This is a genomic window from Arthrobacter sp. B0427-1-12 (assembly GCF_059092905.1).
This window is the reverse complement of the sequence record NZ_JBNHIC010000011.1, coordinates 83,708-104,623: the sequence shown is the minus strand read 5'-3', so window position 1 is coordinate 104,623 and position 20,916 is coordinate 83,708. Positions and strand designations below refer to the sequence as shown.

Annotated in this window: 18 protein-coding genes; 1 reads left to right on the top strand and 17 read right to left on the bottom strand. The window is 62.0% G+C overall.

Going from position 1 to position 20,916, the window contains the following annotated elements; translation table 11 throughout:
- Positions 1 to 116 precede the first annotated feature (116 nt).
- The 17 genes from AC5RWU_RS09520 to AC5RWU_RS09440 form a co-directional block, all read right to left on the bottom strand.
- Positions 117 to 1,604 carry an aldehyde dehydrogenase family protein gene (locus AC5RWU_RS09520; RefSeq protein WP_494029654.1) on the bottom strand — a complete coding sequence of 496 codons (1,488 nt, stop codon included), beginning with the start codon at positions 1,602 to 1,604 and terminating at the stop codon, positions 117 to 119.
- A complete protein-coding gene (locus AC5RWU_RS09515; RefSeq protein WP_494029655.1) occupies positions 1,601 to 2,074 on the bottom strand; it encodes a MaoC family dehydratase in 474 nt (157 codons plus the stop codon). Before AC5RWU_RS09515 ends, AC5RWU_RS09520 begins: the two co-directional genes overlap by 4 nt.
- Positions 2,071 to 2,961, bottom strand: a complete 891-nt coding sequence (locus tag AC5RWU_RS09510) for an HpcH/HpaI aldolase/citrate lyase family protein (RefSeq protein ID WP_494029656.1) — start codon at positions 2,959 to 2,961, stop codon at positions 2,071 to 2,073. The genes AC5RWU_RS09515 and AC5RWU_RS09510 overlap by 4 nt, the downstream gene beginning before the upstream one ends.
- A complete protein-coding gene (locus tag AC5RWU_RS09505; protein ID WP_494029657.1) occupies positions 2,961 to 4,127 on the bottom strand; it encodes an acyl-CoA dehydrogenase family protein in 1,167 nt (388 codons plus the stop codon). The genes AC5RWU_RS09510 and AC5RWU_RS09505 overlap by 1 nt, the downstream gene beginning before the upstream one ends.
- Before the next feature lie 33 nt (positions 4,128 to 4,160).
- A complete protein-coding gene (locus tag AC5RWU_RS09500; protein WP_494029658.1) occupies positions 4,161 to 5,822 on the bottom strand; it encodes an AMP-binding protein in 1,662 nt (553 codons plus the stop codon).
- Entirely contained in the window at positions 5,819 to 6,871 is a 1,053-nt protein-coding gene (locus AC5RWU_RS09495) for an LLM class flavin-dependent oxidoreductase (RefSeq protein WP_494029659.1), read from the bottom strand. The genes AC5RWU_RS09500 and AC5RWU_RS09495 overlap by 4 nt, the downstream gene beginning before the upstream one ends.
- A 69-nt stretch (positions 6,872 to 6,940) precedes the next feature.
- Positions 6,941 to 7,741, bottom strand: a complete 801-nt coding sequence (locus AC5RWU_RS09490) for an SDR family NAD(P)-dependent oxidoreductase (protein ID WP_494029660.1) — start codon at positions 7,739 to 7,741, stop codon at positions 6,941 to 6,943.
- Positions 7,742 to 8,018: 277 nt separating this feature from the next.
- A complete protein-coding gene (locus AC5RWU_RS09485; RefSeq protein ID WP_494029661.1) occupies positions 8,019 to 8,795 on the bottom strand; it encodes an SDR family NAD(P)-dependent oxidoreductase in 777 nt (258 codons plus the stop codon).
- 55 nt (positions 8,796 to 8,850) lie between these two features.
- Entirely contained in the window at positions 8,851 to 9,357 is a 507-nt protein-coding gene (locus AC5RWU_RS09480; protein ID WP_494029662.1) for a pyridoxamine 5'-phosphate oxidase family protein, read from the bottom strand.
- 51 nt (positions 9,358 to 9,408) lie between these two features.
- Positions 9,409 to 10,875: an ABC transporter permease gene (locus AC5RWU_RS09475; RefSeq protein ID WP_494036966.1), complete on the bottom strand. Its 1,467-nt coding sequence runs from the start codon at positions 10,873 to 10,875 to the stop codon at positions 9,409 to 9,411.
- Positions 10,876 to 11,155: 280 nt separating this feature from the next.
- The gene (locus AC5RWU_RS09470; protein WP_494029664.1) at positions 11,156 to 12,328 is read right to left on the bottom strand and encodes an ABC transporter ATP-binding protein; all 1,173 of its coding nucleotides are present in this window, start codon (positions 12,326 to 12,328) and stop codon (positions 11,156 to 11,158) included.
- Between the two features lie 40 nt (positions 12,329 to 12,368).
- A complete protein-coding gene (locus AC5RWU_RS09465) occupies positions 12,369 to 13,409 on the bottom strand; it encodes an ABC transporter substrate-binding protein (protein WP_494029665.1) in 1,041 nt (346 codons plus the stop codon).
- Between the two features lie 45 nt (positions 13,410 to 13,454).
- Positions 13,455 to 14,219: an SDR family NAD(P)-dependent oxidoreductase gene (locus tag AC5RWU_RS09460; protein ID WP_494029666.1), complete on the bottom strand. Its 765-nt coding sequence runs from the start codon at positions 14,217 to 14,219 to the stop codon at positions 13,455 to 13,457.
- Between the two features lie 324 nt (positions 14,220 to 14,543).
- Entirely contained in the window at positions 14,544 to 15,338 is a 795-nt protein-coding gene (locus AC5RWU_RS09455; protein ID WP_494036965.1) for an amidohydrolase family protein, read from the bottom strand.
- 8 nt (positions 15,339 to 15,346) lie between these two features.
- Positions 15,347 to 16,492 (bottom strand): acyl-CoA dehydrogenase family protein, encoded by a 1,146-nt coding sequence (locus AC5RWU_RS09450; protein ID WP_494036964.1) that lies wholly within the window; start codon positions 16,490 to 16,492, stop codon positions 15,347 to 15,349.
- Between the two features lie 111 nt (positions 16,493 to 16,603).
- Positions 16,604 to 17,764, bottom strand: a complete 1,161-nt coding sequence (locus tag AC5RWU_RS09445) for an acyl-CoA dehydrogenase family protein (RefSeq protein ID WP_494029669.1) — start codon at positions 17,762 to 17,764, stop codon at positions 16,604 to 16,606.
- Positions 17,765 to 17,966: 202 nt separating this feature from the next.
- Entirely contained in the window at positions 17,967 to 18,764 is a 798-nt protein-coding gene (locus tag AC5RWU_RS09440) for an enoyl-CoA hydratase/isomerase family protein (RefSeq protein ID WP_494029670.1), read from the bottom strand.
- A 142-nt stretch (positions 18,765 to 18,906) separates the two neighbouring features.
- Here AC5RWU_RS09440 and AC5RWU_RS09435 point away from each other — a divergent pair, with 142 nt between their 5' ends.
- Positions 18,907 to 20,883 (top strand): oxidoreductase, encoded by a 1,977-nt coding sequence (locus AC5RWU_RS09435; protein WP_494029671.1) that lies wholly within the window; start codon positions 18,907 to 18,909, stop codon positions 20,881 to 20,883.
- The last annotated feature ends 33 nt before the right edge of the window (positions 20,884 to 20,916 follow it).

The following is a 20,916-nucleotide window of genomic DNA, read 5'->3' as shown; positions in this document are numbered from 1 at the left end:
GCAGACACGTTTTCCTCCTTTTCTTCCTTCCGAGGAGGGGTGGGGGTTTGGAAAAGAACAAACTTCCCCCCGGTGAGACAACCCCCGCTGGCCCCGACAAGGATCAGGAGCTGGTCTTACACCCGCCACTGGATGTGCTTGACCTCCAGGTACTCGCGCATGCCCCATTCGCCGAACTCACGTCCCACACCGGAACGGCCATAGCCACCGAACGGAGCGTCGGGGCGCATCGCACCGCCGCCATTGATCCATACGGTTCCTGCCCGGATCTGTTCGGCAACGCGCCGGCCCTCGGCCAGGTCTTCACCGCACCAGACGTTGGCAGCAAGACCGTAAGGAGTGTCGTTGGCCAGGCGGATCGCCTCCTCGGTGTCCTTGAACGGCACGATGACCGCCACCGGTCCAAAGATTTCTTCCTGTACGGCGCGCGCGCTGTGCGGGAGCCCGCCAAGCAGCACCGGGTTGACGAACCAGCCCTTCTCCGGCAGCGGCTTGGTGACCTCGAGCAGCTTCCGGCCTCCTTCTGCCACAGACCCGTCGATGAAGCCCTGGACTCGGGCCTGATGGTCAGGACGGATCATCGGACCGACGTTGGTGGCCCGATCCCAAGGATCACCCACAACCATCTGGTCGAAGGCGGAAGCGCCGGCCTCCAGGAATTCGTCGTACAGCTTGTCGTGGACCAGAATCCGCGCCAGCGCAGCACAACCCTGACCGCCATTGCGGGCCCAGCGCAGGTGCATTTCCACGGCGATCTTCTGGACGTCGACGCCGGGGAGCACGAGAGTCGGGGACTTGCCGCCCAATTCCAGAGTCACGCCCGTAAGATTGGCAGCCGCCTGTTCCATGATCTTGGCGCCCACGCCATCAGAACCAGTGAACGAAACACGGTCCACGCCAGGATGGGATGAGAGCTGCTGTCCTACATCGGCGCCGCCAATAATGACGTTCATGACTCCTGCCGGCAGCCCCGCTTCTCGAATCAGGTCGCCCAGGAACAGGGTCGTCAATGGCGTGCGCGGTGACGGCAGGAGGACCACTGTGCAGCCGGCGGCGAGTGCCGCGCCGAATTTGAAAATGGCCAGGTTCAGCGGGTAGTTGTAGCCGGTGATGGCGGCCACCACGCCGACCGGCTGGTGCACGACGTCACTCATGGTCGGATGCGGCTTGTCATAGCCACCGAGGTGCTGGATCCGGTCAAGCTTCGCCGCATCCGCGGCCCAGCGCAGATGCTCCTCGACCGCCATCTTGACCTGCAGGTACTCGGCCAGTGAGACGGGTGTGCCGACCTCGTTGACGATGGAGGGAAGCAGCCTGTCCGCTGCCGCCTCGAGCACATCGGCCAACCTGTGGATGTGGCGCGAACGCTCTTCGCCGGAGAGTGCCGCCCACGCCGGGAAGGCCTCCCGCGCCGCGGCGACTGCCGCGTCCACCTGCTGGCTTGAGGCGCCGCCGACGGTGCCGATCACTGCCTCTGTGGCTGGATTGAACACGTCCCAGGTCTCGCCCTCAGGCTGGGCCTGGGCGTCGCCGATTAGTAGCGTACGGGTATCCGGGACCCAGTCTTTGAGCGGGTTTTGTGTGGCTTCGACGCTGAGGGTCATGATTCATTCTCCTTCGTGGGCCGCTTGGCCATCAGGCCGACCCGGGTCATCTCGCAGACGACTTCGTTGCGCTGGTTGAGGCCGATGTGCTCGAACCACACGATGCCGGAATCGTCGCGGGTCTTCGACTCGCGCTTCTTGAGGATGGTGGTTTCCGCGCGGAGGGTGTCGCCATGGAATACGGGGTGGGGGAACTTGATGGAGTCGTACCCTAGGTTGCCCAGAGTGGTTCCCATAGTCAGCTCCGGAACATGGAACGCGCCGATAAGTGCAACAGTAAAGAGGCTGTTCAGCACCCTCTGGCCATGGATGGAATTCTTGGAGAACTCCTCGTCCAAGTGCAGGGGCTGGAGGTTCATGGTCAACGATGTGAACATCACGTTGTCCATTTCAGTGATGGTGCGGGTCAAAGCGTGCTTGTAGTGAGCACCTTCTTCGAATTCCTCGAACCATAGTCCGCGCATCGTCATCGATTTCCTCCCGTAGTAATTTGTGCCGCGCGGTCGAGCCACTCAACGGCCTTGTCATAGTGCGCCTTGTCGATGTGCAGGCCCCGGTATCGCAGGGCGCCCGTCCCGTCAGCTGCCGCGGCCTCGTAGGCCTTGACCATTCCCTCGTAGAAAGTGATGTCTTCAGCCGACGGCGAGAAGACCTCGTTCACAGTGGAAACGTGCTTGGGATGGATTGCGATCATGCCCCGGAAGCCCAACTGCCGGCCGCGCCTGGCGAACTCCCGCAGTCCCTCGATGTTCTCCAGGTCCTCCCAGAGACCTGTCAGTGCATGGATACCGGCCTCCCGGCAGGCCAAAAGCACCCTGCTGCGCAGGTACAGCGTCTCCATGCCCTCTGGAGTCCACTCGTAACCGACCTCCCGCGCGATATCAGCATGCTCGGCGCTGGGACCGATCATGGCACCGATCCGCGGCGAGCTAAGGGCAACTTCCCGGCAGTTCTGGATAGCCTGCACCGTCTCGACCGGGACAATGTATTCCAGCTTGCTGACGCCGTTACGTTCCTCAAAGTGGTCCAGCAGGGCATCGTACTGCAGCACATCCGTGGCCTTTTCCACCTTCGGGGCGAAGATCCCTGTCAAACCAGGTATGACCACTTCCTCAAGATCACCGCCGGTAAGCCGGGTTGCGAGCGGATTCACGCGGACAAAAAGCCCGACGCCGGCGTTACTGGCCCTGACCCGGCGGATGGACTCCGCGACCAGCTTCCGTGCGGCGGCCTTTTCCGCGGCCGGTACGGAGTCTTCCAGATCCAGGACCACGCAGTCGGCGCCGGAGTCGATGGCTTTCTCGACCCAGGTTGGACGATGGCCCGGGACAAAAAGGATGGAACGGTACGGCTGCATCAGTAGCTCCTCGGCAGGCCGAGCACATGCTCCGAGAAGTAGTTCAGGACCATCTCCTGGCTGATTGGTGCAATTCGCATCAGCCGGGCTTCGCGGAAATAGCGTTCCACGTGGAACTCCTTGCCGTAGCCAAAGCCTCCGTGGACCTGGAGTGCAACGTCGGCGGCGAAGAAGCCCGCCTCCGCGCAGAGGTACTTGGCCGCATTGGCCTCGCGGCCGCAGGGGATGCCGTTATCCACCATCCAAGCAGCCTTCTGCACAACGGCCTCGGCGGCGTCCAGTTTGATCTGGGCCTCGGCGAGCTGGAAGGCGATTCCTTGGTTCTTACCGATGGGACGCCCGAAGACTTCACGCTCGTTCGCGTAGCGCACCCCGCGGCGCAGCGCCGCCTTGCCGATGCCGAGGGCAGCGTTGGCGGAGATCACGCGCTCGGCGTTCAACCCGCCGAGGATGGCCCGGAAACCGTGGCCGACCTCGCCGACAACGTCTTCATCCGCAACGAAGAGCTCATCGATGAACAGTTCGTTCGTATCCACCGCATTGCGGCCCATCTTGGGAATCGGACGGATGGAAACCTTGTCCCGGTCCATTTCGGCGAAGAACAGCGTCATCCCGGCAGTACGTTTGCCGTTGGGGTCCCGGGGGCTGGTACGGGCCAGGATGAGCATGCGCTCGGCTTCCTGGGCCTTGGTGATCCAGACCTTCTGGCCGGAGATCAGATATCCTCCCTCGACTTTCTTCGCGAAGGTGGAGATATTGGTGGTGTCTGTGCCGGCATCCGGCTCGGTAACCGCGAAGGAAGTGTGCAGTTCGCCGGTAACCACCCGCTTGAGGAACCGGTCTTTCAGATCCTTGCTGCCGTGGTGGATGATCGGCTCGAACCCAAAGATGCCGATGTGCACGGCGCTACAGCCGCCCATGCCTGCGCCCGAAGCGGCGATTTCCTGCTCGACGATGGCCGCTTCGGTGACACCCATGCCGCCGCCGCCGTATTCCTCCGGTACGGTCAGACCCAGCCAGCCGCCCTCGGCGACGGCGTTGTAGAACTCCCAGGGGAACTCCTTGGATTCATCGTGCTCCATCCAGTACTCATCCGGAAAGTTCTTGCACAATGCCCGCACAGAGGATCTGATGTCCTCGTGCATGGGGTTCGAACTGAAGTCCATGATCTTCTCTTTTCTCGTGTAAGGGGCGTCCCGTCAGGGAACGCTAACTGCTAGTCGGTCGAACGTTTCCGCGCTGTCGACACCGCCCGCGCGCAGGACAGCCTTGCGGATCTTCTGTGAAGGCGTCTTGGGCAGCTCGTCCACGATGCGAAGGAACCGGGGAATTGCGAATGCAGGAATCCGGCCTTCGCACCAAGAAAGGATTTCCGAAGGGGTGACCTTGTCATTGACGACGACGACCGCAAGGACCTCGTCCTCCCCGGCTTCCACATCGGCAGGAACGCCGACGACAGCGCATTCGACGACCGCCGGATGGCCCATCACCGCCGCCTCAATTTCATAGGAGCTGATGTTCTCGCCGCGGCGGCGAAGGGCGTCCTTGTAGCGGTCAACGAAGTAGAACCAGCCATCCTCGTCCTGGCGGAGGGCATCCCCGGTATGGAACCAAAGATTGCGCCAGGCCTCGAGGGTTTTTTCCGGCATGCCGTAGTATCCGTTGCTGCACGTCCAAGGCTGGATCGGGCGGACAACGAGCTCGCCGACCTGCCCGACCGGAACTTCCCGGTCCGTCTCCGGATCAACCAGACGGACGTCGAACCATTCGGCAGCCGCCAGGCCGGCCGCGCCGGCTGGACGGGGGACCCCATAGGGGGAAAGAATCGGCGCGCAGGTTTCCGTTAGACCGAAGGCGTCGACGAAGGCCTCGATCCCGTAACGTTCCTTGAACTGCTCCACGATGGTGCTGGCTGTCGGGGCCGCGTACACCGCCCGGAGCACATTGTCCCGGTCATTGTCGCGGGGCGGTTGCTTCCAGGCGAAGTCCATCATGACGCCGACGAAGTTCGTGACGGTGACCCCCGAGTCGCGGACATGGTCGATCCAGCGGCTGGCGCTGAACTTCGGACGGATGACCGCACGGCCCCCGGCAATGATGATGGGATAGACGGCCATGAACTGCGCGTTTCCGTGGAAGAGCGGTGTCGTGGTCAGATAGGTGTCCTCGGGCGTCAGCCGGGTCAGGCAGACCACTTCCTGAGCGAAGAAGTAGAGCTGGGAATGCGGCATGGAGACGCCCTTGGAGGGACCTGTGGTCCCGGAGGTGAAGAAGATGGCGCCAAGCTCCTGCGGCCGGGGCGGCACCATGTCAACAATGGGGCCATCTTCCAGCTCCTCCCAGGGCGCCGCCTTCCAGCCGTTGTCCCGCAGGAGTTCGATGGCGAACTCCCGGACGCCGGTGCCCGAATCGATCACCCAGAAGTGCTCAATGCCACGGGCATGCTCCGAGATGGCCACAAAACGCTCCGCGAAAGTGTCATCAATGACCGCGAAGCGGGCGTCGACCACGGAGAGCTGGTGGCGCAGGAACTCCCCCTCGTAATTGGTGTTGATGGGCACTTCGACGAGGTTTCCCACGGCGGCTCCCCACCAGGAACGAACCAGCTGCGAGGAGTTCATGGCCATGATCGCCACTCGGTCCCCGGGCTTTCCACCCGCTGTCAGCCAGGTGCCCGCAATCCGCTCCGCACTGTCCAGCGCCTCTGCATAGGTCCAACGGGCATCCTCCACCGGTGCGTCCAGGCAGACGGAATTCGGCCGGATGCCGGCGTGGTGGCGCAACACGTGGTCCAGGGTCCAGGTCTGCGGGTCCGGGAATGTCGGTACCAGATCGGTGTAGACCTGCCGTGCCGCGGTCATCGTACGACCTCGAGGTAGGACTCTTCGGGAATGTCGGTCCGGGCGGTCAGGGCGTTCATTGCCGGAACCACCTCGCGGCCGAGGCGCGAAATCGCGGCAATCGTCTCGTCCGCGGTCATGGTCGGCCACTGCGGACGCAGTAACAGCGGATCCACTGGGAGGGTCTCCACCAGGTCCGTCAGCTCGGCGACCACCTCATCAGGAGAACCGATCACTGCGTGGCCGGAAACAGCCTTCGCGAATTCATTCTCCAGATCTGTGTTCTTCATGACGTCCAGGCCCTTGTTCGCGTAAGTCAGGTAGCGGCCCTGGGCCACGCGGGCGTACTCGACCATTGCCTCTTCGCGGGAGTCGGCAACGAGGCAGTTACGGCGCAGCGGCTGGGGGGTGAACTCCTTGCCCCGCTCGATAAACCCGTCACGAACAATGGCAAAGCGCTCGGCCACTTCATGCTTCGGAGTCTCGGGCGGGCAGGCATATGCGTCTCCGTACTTCGCCGCGCGCTTCACGCCGGGAATGGCATGGGCGCCGATCCAGATGGGCGGATGCGGGTCCTGCACCGGAAAGAGGTGCGGGCGGACATCCTCGAGCTTCCAGTACTTGCCGTCGTGGTTGACGGTTTCCTGGGTCCAGAGCTTCTTCATCAGCTCGAGGGATTCATCGAAGCGGCCGGCACGCTGCTTATACGGCACGTCCAGATAGTCGAACTCCTCCGGACGGTAGCCCAAGCCGGCTCCGAAGATCAGGCGGCCTTCGGTCACGACGTCCAGCGTGGCAATCTCCTCGGCCAACATGACCGGGTGGTAAAGTGGCGCGATCATGATTTGGGTGACGAGCTTGACGTGCGGATCCACCTCGGCCGCCAAACGAGCGAGCAGCGGCACCGGCTGTAGCCAGCGGAGTTCCCCGTAGAGGAAATGCTGTCCGATGGCGATATATGTGAACCCGTTTTCCTGGGCTGCCTCCACGATCCGCAGCACGTCCTTGAACTGTTGCGCTGGCGTCACTGACTTGGGAACGTCACTGAGCAGCAAACCAACCTGTACCATTGCTGAACCTCATCTCTAGGTGTAAATCGGACACGCCGCCGTCGGCGGCAAACTGGATAACTGGAAGCTTCAGGTGCTGGGAATCCGCAGGCCAGCGCCAGCCCATCCGCCGTCGACCGGAAGCACAACTCCGGTGATGTAGCTGGCACGGTCGGAGGCGAGGTAGGCCACCGCATCGGCGATTTCTTCGGGACGCCCTACTCGGTCCATCGGAATCCGCTCGAGATAGCTGTCCATGGAAACCATGCCGGTGGCTACCATTGAGGCCTGCATCTCCGTGCTGATCGTCCCCGGCGCCACGGCATTGACCCGGATGCCTCGCGGACCCCACTCGGTTGCCAGCGACCGGACCAGTCCCTCGATTCCTGCCTTGGATGCGCAGTAGGCGGCCCTGGCCCCGAATCCCTCCGTGGCGCAGATCGAGGACAGCATCACGATGCTCCCGCCCTCATGCAGATGCCTTCCCGCTGCCTTCGCGCCGGCGAATGCCCCGCGCAGGTTGACGTTGAGAATCCGGTCCCAGTCTTCGAGCGCGAAATCCAGGCTCTCGCCGGGCTGGGCAATGCCGGCATTGACCACGAAGGTCTTGAGCCCCCCGCCCAGACGCTCAGCCTCTGCAATGGACGCCGCGATGACCCCCGGATCCCCCGCGTTGCCAACGACGGCGGCATGTCCCCGCCCCAACCCGGCGACGGTGTCCTTGAGAGCGGCCTCTGACACATCGACGCCAACAACTGCTGCACCGCTGGAGGCAAAGCGCTCCGCTATGGCCTTGCCGAGGCCTCTCGCGGCCCCGGTCACGACGACGCCACGGATGGCTTCGCTGGTCCCTTCCCCCGGCATTTCGACGGCGGTGTCGACGACGGTCATTTACTAGCCTCCTGAAGCAGTACGAGAGCAACGGTCCCCAATGACCGCCGCCGAATAAGTGGTGCTGCTAACAACTACGAAGGTAGCACCAGATCCCATACTCTGACAATCATGCGCCTAGAATATGGATAGTTGTTGCAACGAACGAGAAATGTCCCAAGACGAACTATCACACGGCATTTCCGTGGATACGGAGGCCCGAACGGCAGCCGGCCTGCGCTTTATGTACAACGTAGGGGTCGAGCAGATGACGGCCAGCTTCGGCGCTGTTGACTTCTCAGCGCACCTGCCCCAAGCCACCGTTTACGGGAATGATCTGTCCCGTGATGAATTTGGAGGCATCCGAAGCCAGGAACACAAGCACAGGTGCAAGATCAGTGTCCGGGTCCCCAAGCTTGCCGCCGAGGGGAATCTCTGCTGCCCGCTGGGCATCGTGCGCGGCCAGTTCCTCAGGGCTAAGCTCCGCCCGTTTCTGCTCATACATTGCTGTCCAGATTGCCGGAACGACGGCATTGGCCCGAATGCCGTGTTTACCCCATTCACCGGCAATAGTGCGGGTGAATGAGATCACAGCACCCTTTGAAGCTGAGTAATGAGCGCCCTGGAGATACGGCATAAGGGCAGCATCCGAGCCTGTGTTGATGATACTGCCTCCCTCTTTCTTCAGATGAGGGAAAACCGCCTGATTCGTCAGCAGCGTTCCTTTGACATTAATGTCGAAAATGCGGTCCCAGTCTTTTTCCGTGATGCTCTCCGCCGAAGAAGCATGCCAGATACCGGCAATGTTGAACAGAGAGTCCAGTCCGCCCAGCTGAGCCACCGCAGCACGGGTTGCCGTTTCGACGTCGGCCTTCTGTGAGACGTCCGCATGAAAATAACTAACGGTTCCGGGTCCCCGCCTAGTGGCATCAGCAGCAACTTCCTCTCCCCGCGTATCGTTCACATCAAAAGACGCAACGTGAGCTCCGGCGCGGGCAAATGCTTTGACTGTGGCCTCCCCGATACCGCTTGCGCCACCGGTCACGATGATTCTCTTGTTCTCAATACCCGTCATTTCTCCAGCTCCTCTGCTTTGCGCTGCTCTACTCCCCCACAACATTCCCGCAATCTCATACGGATTTCGCCGGGCCGCCACGGCCGTTGCCGGGCATCTTGTTCGAGTCATGACTAGCGGCAATGGCCGTAGGGTGGACCTGAATGACGACGCGGTTCGGACTGTCCAGTAGCCGGATGAAAGACTCAGGGGCCTCCGGCTGGTGTTTGGCCGCGAACTTTTCAAGAAACCAAGCCTTCGTCGCTGCATCCCGGTGGACGATCGCAGTCCCGCGCAGCGACAGCATGCGGCGCCCCGGCAGGTTCGTGCCTGCGTTGGATATCACCAGGCTCACGCGGGGATCAGCCGCCACGGCGCGCACATGGCCTCTGTCCTCCACCGCCGTGAGCCAGAATGCATCCCCAATCTGGACATAGCTCATCACCACGCCGCCGGGCCAGCCGGCCTCGTTCGTGAAGACAAAGGTGCACTCGGTCTGGGTGTCCAGCAGTTCGGACTGCCCCTCCTTGCCCAGTCCCAGGCCCCGCAGATCCTCAATGTCATCGATTCCGACCCTGCCCATGTCCCGCTCCGTTCGCTGCTGTGAAACTGAGGAATCAACGAATGCCCGGCGCTAGGACCGCCGGCTGCTCCGCCGCCCGATGATGAGAACGGAAACCACCACGACGCTGGAGATCAGTGAGATCACCACGCCGAGCGCCGCCAGGCGCGGATAGGTTCCGTTGGTGAACAGATCCAGGATTGCCATGCCCACCACGGGTGCTCCTGGACCTGAGAGCATGGAGGAGGCATTGACTTCACTGGCTCCGAGCACGAACAGCAGGGCCCATGCGGCAACCAGTGAAGGCGCCATCAGCGGCAGCATGACCCTGAAGTAGATCCGCCCGGGGCGGGCTCCGGAGACTTCAGCCGCTTCCACCATTTCCTTGCCTATTTGCTGGACCGCGGAATTCGCGTAGAGCGAAGCCTGCGGGATGAAGATGACCACGTAGGCCAGCAGTAGGATCATCAGGGTGCCGTTGAGCTTGAACGGTGCTCCGCTGAAGGCGACCAGGAACGCAATGCCAACGACGATATGCGAGATCGCTGCTGGAACTTTCAGGACCGCGTCGATGGCACGGTTCGTTCTGTTGTTCCGTCGGTGTATCAAATACGCGGTGATCGCCGTGAGGAACACAGCCGCCGTGGCAACTCCAAGGCCCAGGAAGAGGGAATTCTGCAGACCCTGCTTAAGCAATGCCTGCTCGCCGACGGCCTCGTAGTTGTCCAGGCTCATCGTGCTCCACTTGACGTTCGCGCTCCAGAATCCCTGCAGGGAGACGAATAGCAGTCCTATAAAGGGCAGCACCGATGTCAGCACCAAGTATCCAACCATCACGGAACGGGCCAGCCATTTCCACTTGCCCAGTTGCACCAGGTTCTGACGCGCTCCACGTCCGCCGATCTTGGCGTAGTTACCCTTTTCCGTGATCTTTTTCAAAGATCTGGTAGCGGCCACGACCAGGCATACCAGCACCAAAGACATACCGACAGCCGAATACAGATCCGGCGGATACTCCCGCGTCAGCGAATAGACAATTGACACCGGCAACACTTCGATTCCAGCCGCCGTCCCAATCACCACGGGAGCCGCAAACAGCGCAAACCCGATGGTCAGAACCTGCACCGCCGCCGCACCCAGCGCCGGCACGAGGTTGGGCAGCGCGATCTTGAACACTGTTGAGAACGGGCCGTGGCCCGACATTCGTGCCGCTTCCTCGAGAGCCGGATCGAGTGACTGCAGACCAGTGGAAACTGCGAGGTAGGCATAGGGGGTCAGGAAGAGAACGTAAACAAAGATCAGGCCCGGCCACGTGAAAATATCCAGAGGCCCCTGCTCCAGATCAATTCCCAACCAGGAGAGAACCCCACGGATCACAACGTTGAGGAACCCGGCCTGCGGGCTGGCCAGAAACACCCAGCCCACGGCGCTGGCTATGGCCGGCACGAAGAGTGAGACCAGCGGCAGCGCATCAGCGGCCCAGCCGATCCTGGCGTCAGAGCGCACATTGAGCCATGCCAGGAACGAACCGACGACCATTGCGAGGCCGCCGCCGAGGCCGACGGCAACCAGCAGGTTCAGCAGGGACTGCAGAGTCTCCGGACGCCCCCACACCTCGAACAGGCGCGGAAGCTGCCACCCGTCGTCGTCGACCCCGACGACGCTGAGCAGTGTCCTGAACAGCGGATAGATGATAAAGAAGCACAGGAGAGCTGTAACAAGCCACCCGAAACCATGGAAAAGCGAAAACCGCCTCTTCGGCTGCTTCGTCCCGGCTGCTTCGGACTGCTTCGCGGCTGCCCCTTCCCGCTCGGGGGCATCAATGAGAGTCATCGACAACCACCTCGGCGAATTCGGGTTCGACGCCCACTGCCACCTGGTCCCCGATTGAACCGCGGAAGGAGCCATTACCCCAGACACGAATCGCGATGCCGTTGACGTCCACCGTGTACTCGGTGTGGGTGCCCATGAAGCTGACAGCGGCCAGAGCCCCCACCCAGCCGTTGGAACCTTCCTTCCTGGTACCGGCCTCACCGATCCACCAGTGCTGGGCTTTGGAGATCACCACGGTCTTCTCGACTTCGCCCAGCAGCCCATGGCCTCTTGACGTACGGAACCGGCCGATGTCGGTGCTCACGCTGCCAGCGGTATCCGCATCATTCATCCCGGCCGTGACCGGAACAATGTTCGTCGACCCGATGAATTGCGCCACGTAGCGGGTCTTGGGATGGAAGTAGATTTCTTCGGGCGTACCCAGCTGGGCCACCCTGCCCTCACGCATCACGGCCACGACGTCTGCCATCTCCATGGCCTCCGACTGATCATGGGTGACGTAGACCGCGGTGAATCCCAGTTCCCGCTGCATGGAACGCAGTTCGCGGCGCAGTTGTTCACGCACTTTGGCATCAATGTTCGAGAGCGGCTCGTCGAAAAGGACGACTTTGTTCCCGGCGGCAACAGCGCGCGCCAGGGCGACGCGCTGCTGCTGCCCGCCGGAGAGCTGGCCGATCTTGCGCTTGCCGAGGCTGCCGATGCCCATCACCTCGAGGACATGCTGGACCCTGGCGGCGATTTCTTCCTTGGAGGGCCGCTTTGAACGCGGACCGGCCTGCAGCGGGAATGCCACATTCCCCGCCACGCTCATATGCGGCCACAGTGCGTAGTTTTGGAACACCATGCCGATGGGCCGCTGCTGCGGCTCCAGGTTGATCTTGGGGCCGTCGAACACCGTCCTGCCCTCAACGACGATGGATCCCTGCGACGGAGACTCCAGTCCCGCGATGCACCGAAGAAGCGTGGTTTTCCCACAGCCGCTCGGTCCGAGCAGCACGCAGAACTGGCCCTCAGGAATGCGCAGCTCGACGTCGTCTACGGCGGCGACTATCGCATCCGTGTGCGGATCTTTGAAGTGCTTGCGCAGGCCTGAAATCTCGACCCCGAAGCGTGTCTCAATGCCAGCTCTCGCTTCCTGGTGAACCAATGTATCGGTCATGACTGGAGTTCCTTCTCTGTCAACAGTTCAGCGGCCGGGCCTAGAGGCCCAGAAGTGCAAGGAGGGATTTCTGCTCATCCAGAGCCTTGAGCAGGTCAGGCATCCGGTAACCCTCCGGCAGCGGCACCGTTCCGGCCACGTCCTCGAGCACGGATGCCGCGACGCCCTCGTTGAGTACGGACTGGCCCTCGGCCGAGAGCAGGTAGTTGACCAGCAGCGCCGAAGCGTTCGGGTGGTCGCTGCCTTCGCTCATAGCCGTGAATTGCTGCACGCCTGTGGTGGGTTCAAAGAATTTGATGTCGATGGGTGCGCCCTGCTCCTTGAGCGGATTCACCACGGAGTAAAGGGACGGGAAGGCCAACGCTGACTCGCCGGCTGCCACCTGCTGAGTGCCAGGCACCGCGGATGGCTGCATCTGGAAGTTCTGCTCCTTGAAGGAGGTCAGGTAATCCGCGCCATACGTCTCGTTGAGCAGCCGCAGCAATTCGGTCCAGGGGACGATTGCTCCCGGGTCCGCCAGGACGATTTTCCCCTTGTACTGCTCGTCCAGGATTGATTCCCAGTCCTTGAGGTCTTCACCGTTCACCAGATCAGTGTTATAGGCCACACCGATCGGCTGGATGTTGACGAGCGCGTAGGAGTTTTCATATAGCTGGTCGCTGGGCCACTGGTTCACGGCCGGCATTTTCTCTTTATCGAAGGGAGCCAACCACGACTTCTCGATGTAGTCCGAGAAGACGTAGTCCTCCGGGAAAGTCAGGACATCGCCGACGACATCACCCGTGTCGCGCTCCGTCCCGTAGCGCTGGGCCAGGATTTCCGAGCCGGCACGCACGATTTCGACCGTGACGCCGTACTTTTCCTCGAAGGCCGAAGCCGCAGCCTCGGTCGGAGCCTCAGGAATGGAGGAGTACCAGACAACGCTGCCCTCTTCCTTGGCCGCATCGATGAGTTCCTGGGCCGCTTCGTCCGCCGCGTTGACAGTACGTTCCTCCGCTTCCGCCGCACCCGGCCCGCCGCAGGCTGAGAGAAACAATGCCGATACGGCCAATCCGGCGATAGCTGCGTGCTTTTTCCACACGGTAAGACTCCTTGGCTAAATCTATGAATGATGCTGCGGCAACTGCTACTTTGCAGTCAGGCCGCCGTCGATAGGAATATTGACGCCGGTGACGAAGCTGGAGTCGTCGCCGGCGAGGAAGGCCACCACCGAGGCGATTTCCTCAGGCTGGGCCGGGCGTCCCAGCGGGATCAGGGAAATGAAGTTGGCCATCAGATCTTCGATGCTGGCCCCCGGCTCACGGCCGAAGAAGGTCGGGAGCATCGGGGTATCCACCGATCCCGGGCAGATTGAATTGACCCTGATGTTGTCTGCTGCGCCGGCCAGGGCCAGGGCGCGGGCGTAGGAAACCACTGCGCCTTTGGTCATGGAGTACAGCGGCGAGAACGGGGAACCAACAATCGCAGAGGTGGATGCGGTGAAGATGACGGACCCTTTGCCGCTCTTCTTCAGCAGCGGGAACGCCAGGCCCGAAGTGAAGAACGCTGACTTCATATTGATGGCGATATTCTTTTCCCACTCGGCCTCGCTGACCATGACGCCGCCAGCTCCGGGCATTCCCAGATGGTTGTGGAGGATGTCGAGTTTTCCATGGCGGGCGTCAATGTTCTCGATGAGTTCGGTCAGGTAGGCAACATCCGAGGCATCGCCCACGGCCGCTTCAGCGGAGCCGCCGGCATCTTCGATGAGGGAAACCGTTTCCTTGACGCCGACGTCGTTGATGTCGGCGACAATGACGTGCGCCCCGTCGGAGGCCAGCCGGCGCGCTACAGCGCGTCCCATGCCGGATCCCGAAGCGGTAACAAGTGCAATACGTCCAGTCAGGCCCATGATCAGGGTCCTTTCTCTTGGGATGAATCTCTGAGTGCAGCGGACACAAGATGCCGCCCTGTGGGGAAGTACATTCGGGTCTGGCTGGCCGATAGGCGAGCTCCAGCCCCATAACTAACAGCTTGATTAATATCGTTATACTAGATTTTGCGGCCGTACGACAGAGCCCCCGTGAGGGAAATCATGTTGTGATGTTCGTCATCCTGCGGATTCGAGTCTAGGCAACGCGAGGCTCAAGCGGAAGAATTAAATGCATTGTTTCGTCGGCCTCAATGCCGGTTCTGTCCCCGGCATTGAGGCCCGGCCTGTTTTGGCCCCGAAGTGTTACGCGGTGGGCAGGTTGAGGAAGCGGGCCAAGTTCATGCCCAAAATCTGGCGGGTTTCCTCATCGGTAAGCCCCAGCCCGTGAATAGCTGCGATCTCCTCGCCGGGGCTGGTCATTGGCCAGTCGGAGCCAAAGACGATGCGTTCGGCGCCATGGTTCCGGATTAAACGTCTGACCCGCTCCGGCGCCAGTGTGGCCAACGTGGGGGGCCAGGACGTTTCCAAAACGACGTCCGCACCGGAGAGCATCTCTTCGGCGTCGTCGAGGATCTTGTAGCCCCCGAAGTGGCAGGCCATGAGCGTCAGTTCAGGGAACTGTCTGGCCAGGTCCGCAATCATTTTGGGGCTTGAAAGTGCGTTCCTTCGAGCATCGCCACCCTCCCCCACATGCGTGATCACGGCGATCTCGGAGCCGAAAGCCTCGAGGATGTTCCAGAGCCGGGGATCGTTCAGGGCAAAGTTCTGGAACAAAGGATGCAGCTTCACGGTTCTGATACCGTGCCGCTTGAGGCTCGCAAGGTTCTCTTCGACGGAAAGGTCCACATGGACGGTTCCCACGGGGTGCCGGCGCGCGCTGCTCAATGAGGCAACGAAACGGTTCACTGAGTCAACGTGCCGGGCCTCATTTGCGATGCCCAGGCAGCAACTGAGGCCGACTCCGTGTGCGTCCATTGCAGCGTCGAGCCCACCCACAGTTCCGTTTCCGCGAGGTTCAAGTCCCGGCACCGGGTTGGCGCTAAGCGCAATCGCCGCAATCTTCTCCGGCCAGACGTGGGTGTGCGCGTCAATGATCAACTCGGGCTTCATTTCGCTGCCTTCCGCAGGCGCCTGGCCAGCGAATCCAGCAGCACCTCTGTTGCACCTTCGTAGACCCGCAGTGGCCGGGCATTGCGATACAGCCGTTCAATTTTGGAGCCTCGGATAAGTCCGAAACGGCCCATGATCTGCACCGAGCGGTCCACCACGCGTCCGGCGGCCTCGGTGGCGCTGATCTTAGCTATGGACGAGTAGTCCAGATGCGCCAGCGGATCGGTACGGGCCAGGGCAGCGGCCCGGTAGGCCATGGCCCGGGCGGTCTCCACCTCGGTCCAGCACAGGGCCAAAGACTGGGAGATGGAGCCCAGCTCGATGAGCGGGGCGCCGAACTGTTCACGCGTCCGCGCATGAGCCAGAGCCTCATCGAGCGCGGCCTGCGCCAGGCCCACCGCCGAACCGGCCACGGAGACCCGGAAGACCGCAAGGGCCTGGAGCATGAGGGAAAAAGCTTTTCCTGGAACGCCGAGACGGTTCCCCTCAGGCACGATCACGTCATCGAATTCCAACTCGCCGAGGATATGCGGGGCGATCAGGTCGTCCCCGGGCCGCGTCCGCAGCCCGGGCGCATCCGCCGGAACCAGGACCATTGAATACCCGTCGGATTCCCGGCCGAGGACGCAGTAGAACGAGGCGGCCCCGCCATTGGTGATGAAGGATTTGCGCCCGCGTACCCGCAGTCCGCCCTCGACGGGTTCGATACTTGTCTGCACGGCCCGAAGGTCCGACCCTACGTCGGGTTCCGTCAGTGCGATTGCTGCGACCGCTTCAAGCGTCACCACTTTGGGTAGCCAATACTTCTTCAATTCCTCACGCCCGCCCACAGTCAGGGTGTAGGAACCGATGCCCTGAACCCCGAAAAGCGAGTCCAAATGCGCCGATGAGTACATCAGGGCCTCGCGAATCACCGTGATGGCCAACGGATCCAGCGTCTCCGAAAACCCCCCATAGGCGGCCGGCACCACGTGTCCTGCCAGACCCGATGCGGCCAGCGCCGCGCGGGTGGGCTCGTGCATGGCAGTTGAAGCGTCAGCCTCTGGCGCAAAGGATTCGACTTCGGCCGCGAGCGCACGCGCTTGCTCCCTGATCAGCCTGTGGCCTGCGCTCAGGTCGAACTCCGGCCCCAATGATTCCACAACAGATTCCAAGTCCGTACTTAGGTCCACGCCCACAACAATTCCTGCCTCTCAACCGATGACCTGCACAAATCAAACACCCTTAAGGACTATCCATACGCCTGGCCAGCATCAGCGGCGCTGATCGAAGCGGCGGCCGAGAACCTCGGAAACAATGCGGATGCGCTGCATCGACGGTGTGCCTCCGGCGATTGCCCAGCCGTGTGAATCGCGGTGCAGCCGCTCGAGGCCGTATTCCTCGGTATAGCCATTGCCTCCGTGGACTTGGATGGCCAGGTCGGTGACTTTCTTGGCCATCTCATTCGCCGTGCACTTGGCCAGAGACACCTGCAGGGGATCCGGTAGCCCGTCCTTGCCGCTATGGGCGGCTCGTTCGACCAGCAGTCGGGCCGCTTCGACCTGGAGCACCATGTCGGCAACCATCATCTGGATGGACTGGAATTCAACAAGGGGCTTGCCGAACTGCTCACGTTCCTGGACATAGGCCAGCGTCTTATCCAGTGCGGCCTGCCCGATTGCCAAGGACATCGTCGCGTTGCCCATGCGCTCGATGGAGAAGGCCCCGAACAACGAACTGAACTCGCCAGCTGGGACAACCACATTCTCCTTTGGAACGAGGACGTCGTCGAAAATCACGTCGGCGGAAGGAATTCCGCGGAAGCCCATCAGCCGCTCCGGTACGCCGAAACTGACTCCGGGCATCGTCTTATCCACCACGATGGCGCCGAGGCCCTTCGCTCCGGGGGCATCGGAAAGACGGGCATACACCAGGTAATGGTCGGCTTCTCCGCCGTTGGAGATCCATCGCTTGGCCCCGTTGACCACGTATCCTTCGCCTACCGGCCGGGCAGTGGTCCTGGCGTCCGTCGCGGCAGAACCTGCGTCGGGCTCCGAAATCGCGACCGCCATGGTCATGTCCCCGGAGATAATGCTGGGCAGCAGCCGCTCCCGCTGTTCCTCCGTTCCGAGATGGTTGATGACCTGCGCAGGACCGGTGTTCGATTCGAAGATCTGGAACGCCGCCGGCCGGCAAACCTTGGCGAATTCTTCGATGACAGCCAAGGCCTGGGCCAGAGGAGCGCCCGCACCTCCGAAGCGCTCCGGGTGGGCAATGCCAAGGAAGCCCAGATCCCCCAGACGCTTGCGCTCCGCCAAGGGAATCGGCGTCCTGGTCACGTCGAGATGCTCGGCCATAGGCGCGTAAACCTCTTCGGCTACGCTGGCGGCCAGGTTACGAATTTCGGAATGCTCATCAACAACGGAAACCGTCACGGCCCCCACCTCCAATAACATCGGTCACAAGTAAGACGGTCAGTACACAACCGCCGAATGAGGAACGCCGGATCCGACAAACTCAAGAGCCACGAGCAATCCGGACGTCCGTTGTATTCATTATCCTAGATTTTTCCGGGAATGGAAAGATCCCCACCCAAATCACCATGGGAAGCCTGATTCAGACGAGCTCGCGCAAGGATCAGGCGAGCACGTCGCGGGCCGCAGGCTTCACAGCCGGCCGAAACTGCGGTTTGCGTTTCTCCATGAACGCCTGCGCTCCTTCGCGCATATCCTCACTGCCGATGGCCTGGATGAGGGATTCCAGCCCTGCCTGCATATTGTCTTTCGAGGCGTTCCACCAAAGATTGGAGCTCACTTTGGAAATCTCGAGATAGCGCGGACTCAGGGCGTGGATCTCCGCCAGCCAGCGGTCCACGGCAGCATCCAGCGACCCGTCCGGAACCACCTCATTGATAAGGCCCATTGCATACGCCTGGTCTGCCGTGTAGCGCCGGCACATGAAGGACATCTCCTTGGCCCGCTTTTCACCGATCTGCACGGCGGCGAGGTTCGTGGCGCCCAAGACCGGGGCCGAACCAACTTTCGGACCGGTCTGGCCAAAGGTCGAGCGCTGGGTAGCAATGGCGAAGTCGCAGGCAATGACCAGTTCGTTGCCGCCACCCGCCGCTGCGCCATCCACTGCCGCAATGACCGGCCTGGGGCACGCGCGGATGGCGTCCACCAGCCGCAGGGAGGTGGTGAAGAGCTCGCGAAGCTGGTCCGGATCCGGCTCGCTGAGCTGACCCAGGGCGCCCCCCGCACAGAAGGAACCGCCACTACCTTCAATGACCACGGCTTCCGCCCTGAAGGCCGACTCCAGCCCCTCAATCATCGCCTTGGCCATCTCAAGATCGTAGGCGTTTCGCCGTTCGGGACGCTCAAGCCTAATCCGAACGACTCCTTCATTTTGCTCCACGCTGACACCGACTGCAGACATAACAGCTCCAAACTGACGTAGGTCCAAGTCCTCATGATCCGCCAACTACGGCGACTGACCACGAGTCTATGCGCATAGATTAGATTCCGCGATCAAGACCACCCTCCTTGACCGCAAAAGAAGCGGGATCTAAGTTAATTATATGAATCATGACTACAGATTGGGCAAGGTGGGCTTTCCCCACTTGTTCTCGGCTATCCAGCTGGGTCCGATGAAGCTGCGCAATCGCGTCATGATGCCCCCACATAATTCCGCCATCGGCAACCTTTGGGGCACGGATGAGGACGAGGCACAGCGGACCATCGCGTACTTGGAGGCCCGCGCCAAGGCAGGCGTGGCTTGGATTGGCGGAGTCACCGGCAGGATCCAGAACCAGTTCATTCCAGGCTTTGAACCGTCTGGTATCAGCGCCGAGACCAAGGGCTATTTCAGGCTCCCCTATTTCGTTGACCGCGTGCAGCGCGTCACCGACACCCTGCACGCCGCCGGGGCCGTGGTCACCTGCCAAATGACCATGATCGGCGGTTTCCCGCATGCCCCCTCGGCTCGTCTGAGCTCACCGGTAAGCAACGCCCTGCCACATGTGCTCACCACCAGGGAGATCGGGTGGTTCGTACAGGAATATGCGTACTCCGCCGGGCAGGCGCAGCGAGCGGGGCTGGACGGCATTGAACTCCACGTCAACCATGACGACCTCCTGGAATGGTTCCTTTCCCCGCTGACGAACAACCGCCAGGACGCCTATGGCGGCTCGCTGGAAAACCGCGCACGATTCGTCACGGAGGTCCTCGCTGCCGTCCGGGACGTCGTCGGCAGCTCCATGGCGGTTGGCGTGAGGCTGAACCTCAAGGAAGAGGTTCCCGGTGGGTATGACGCCGAAGGCGGCATCGAGATTGCCCAGTACCTCGAATCCACCGGTCTTATCGACTTCATCCACGCCGTCGTCGGCACTCCGTGGGGCAACCCAAGCTATATCCAGCCGCACTTCTTCGACGCCGGTCAGTGGTCGGATCTCGCCGGGGGCCTCAGGCGAGCAGTCTCCCTGCCGGTGGTGCACACAGGGCTGATCAACACCCCGGAGATCGCGGAAAGCATCCTCGCATCCGGCCATGCCGACGTCGTAGGCATGGCCCGGGCGCACATCGCCGACGCCGAGATCCTCGTCAAAGCGGCCGAAGGGCGGACCGAAGAGATCCGCCCCTGCGTGGGGGGCAACGAATGCATTAATCGGCGCTATGTGGACGGGTTGCCCTTCGGTTGCGCAGTCAACCCCCATGCAGCCAAGGAAGTCGAGGGCCCCTGGTTCCGCTCGCCCAATCCCAAGCGCCTGCTGGTCATTGGCGGTGGACCTGCCGGACTGGAGCTGGCCGGGCTGGCGGCGGAGAGCGGGCACAGCGTCGACCTGTGGGAGGCGGACGAACAGCTGGGCGGCCAACTGCGCATCGCCGTCGCCGCCCCGAAGCACGAACGCTTTGGAGAGTACCTTGGCTGGCAGCAGAAACGCCTTGAGAACCTTGGTGTCAAGATCCGTCTGAACCACGCGGCTACGACCGAGGACGTCCTGGCCGAGGAGACCGACATTGTGGCCGTCGCCACCGGCGCTTCGGCACGGCGTCCCCCGATCGAGGGCGCCCAGGATGAGTCTGTGCTGGAAATCCGCGACGTCCTCACCGGCAAGGCCACGCCTGGTGAACGTGTGATCATCGTGGCCCAGGACGACCACATGCCGCCGCTGGCGCTGGCCGACCACCTAAGCTCGCGCGGCCATCGGGTGCGCCTGGTTTATGCAACGAACGGGCCGGCACAGTTGCTGGGCCGCTACATCGTCGGAGGCATCCTCGGCCGGCTCAGTGCCCGGAAGGTCCAGTTCCGGTTCATGGAGGAAGTCACGTCCATCACCGCCGACACAGTGACGACCCGCAACGTGTACTCCGGCATCGAGGAGGACCTGGGTGATTTTGATTCGGTGGTACTCGCGTGCGGCGGCGTTTCGGAGAGCGCTCTCTTCGAAACGCTCCGCGAACGACGTGAAGACGTCCATCTGCTTGGTGATGCCTACGCGCCCCGCCGGTTGGTCTTCGCCACAAGACAGGCATATGCACTGGCCAAAATGCTTTGAGTACGTCCCCAACAACACATCCCGTAACTGATT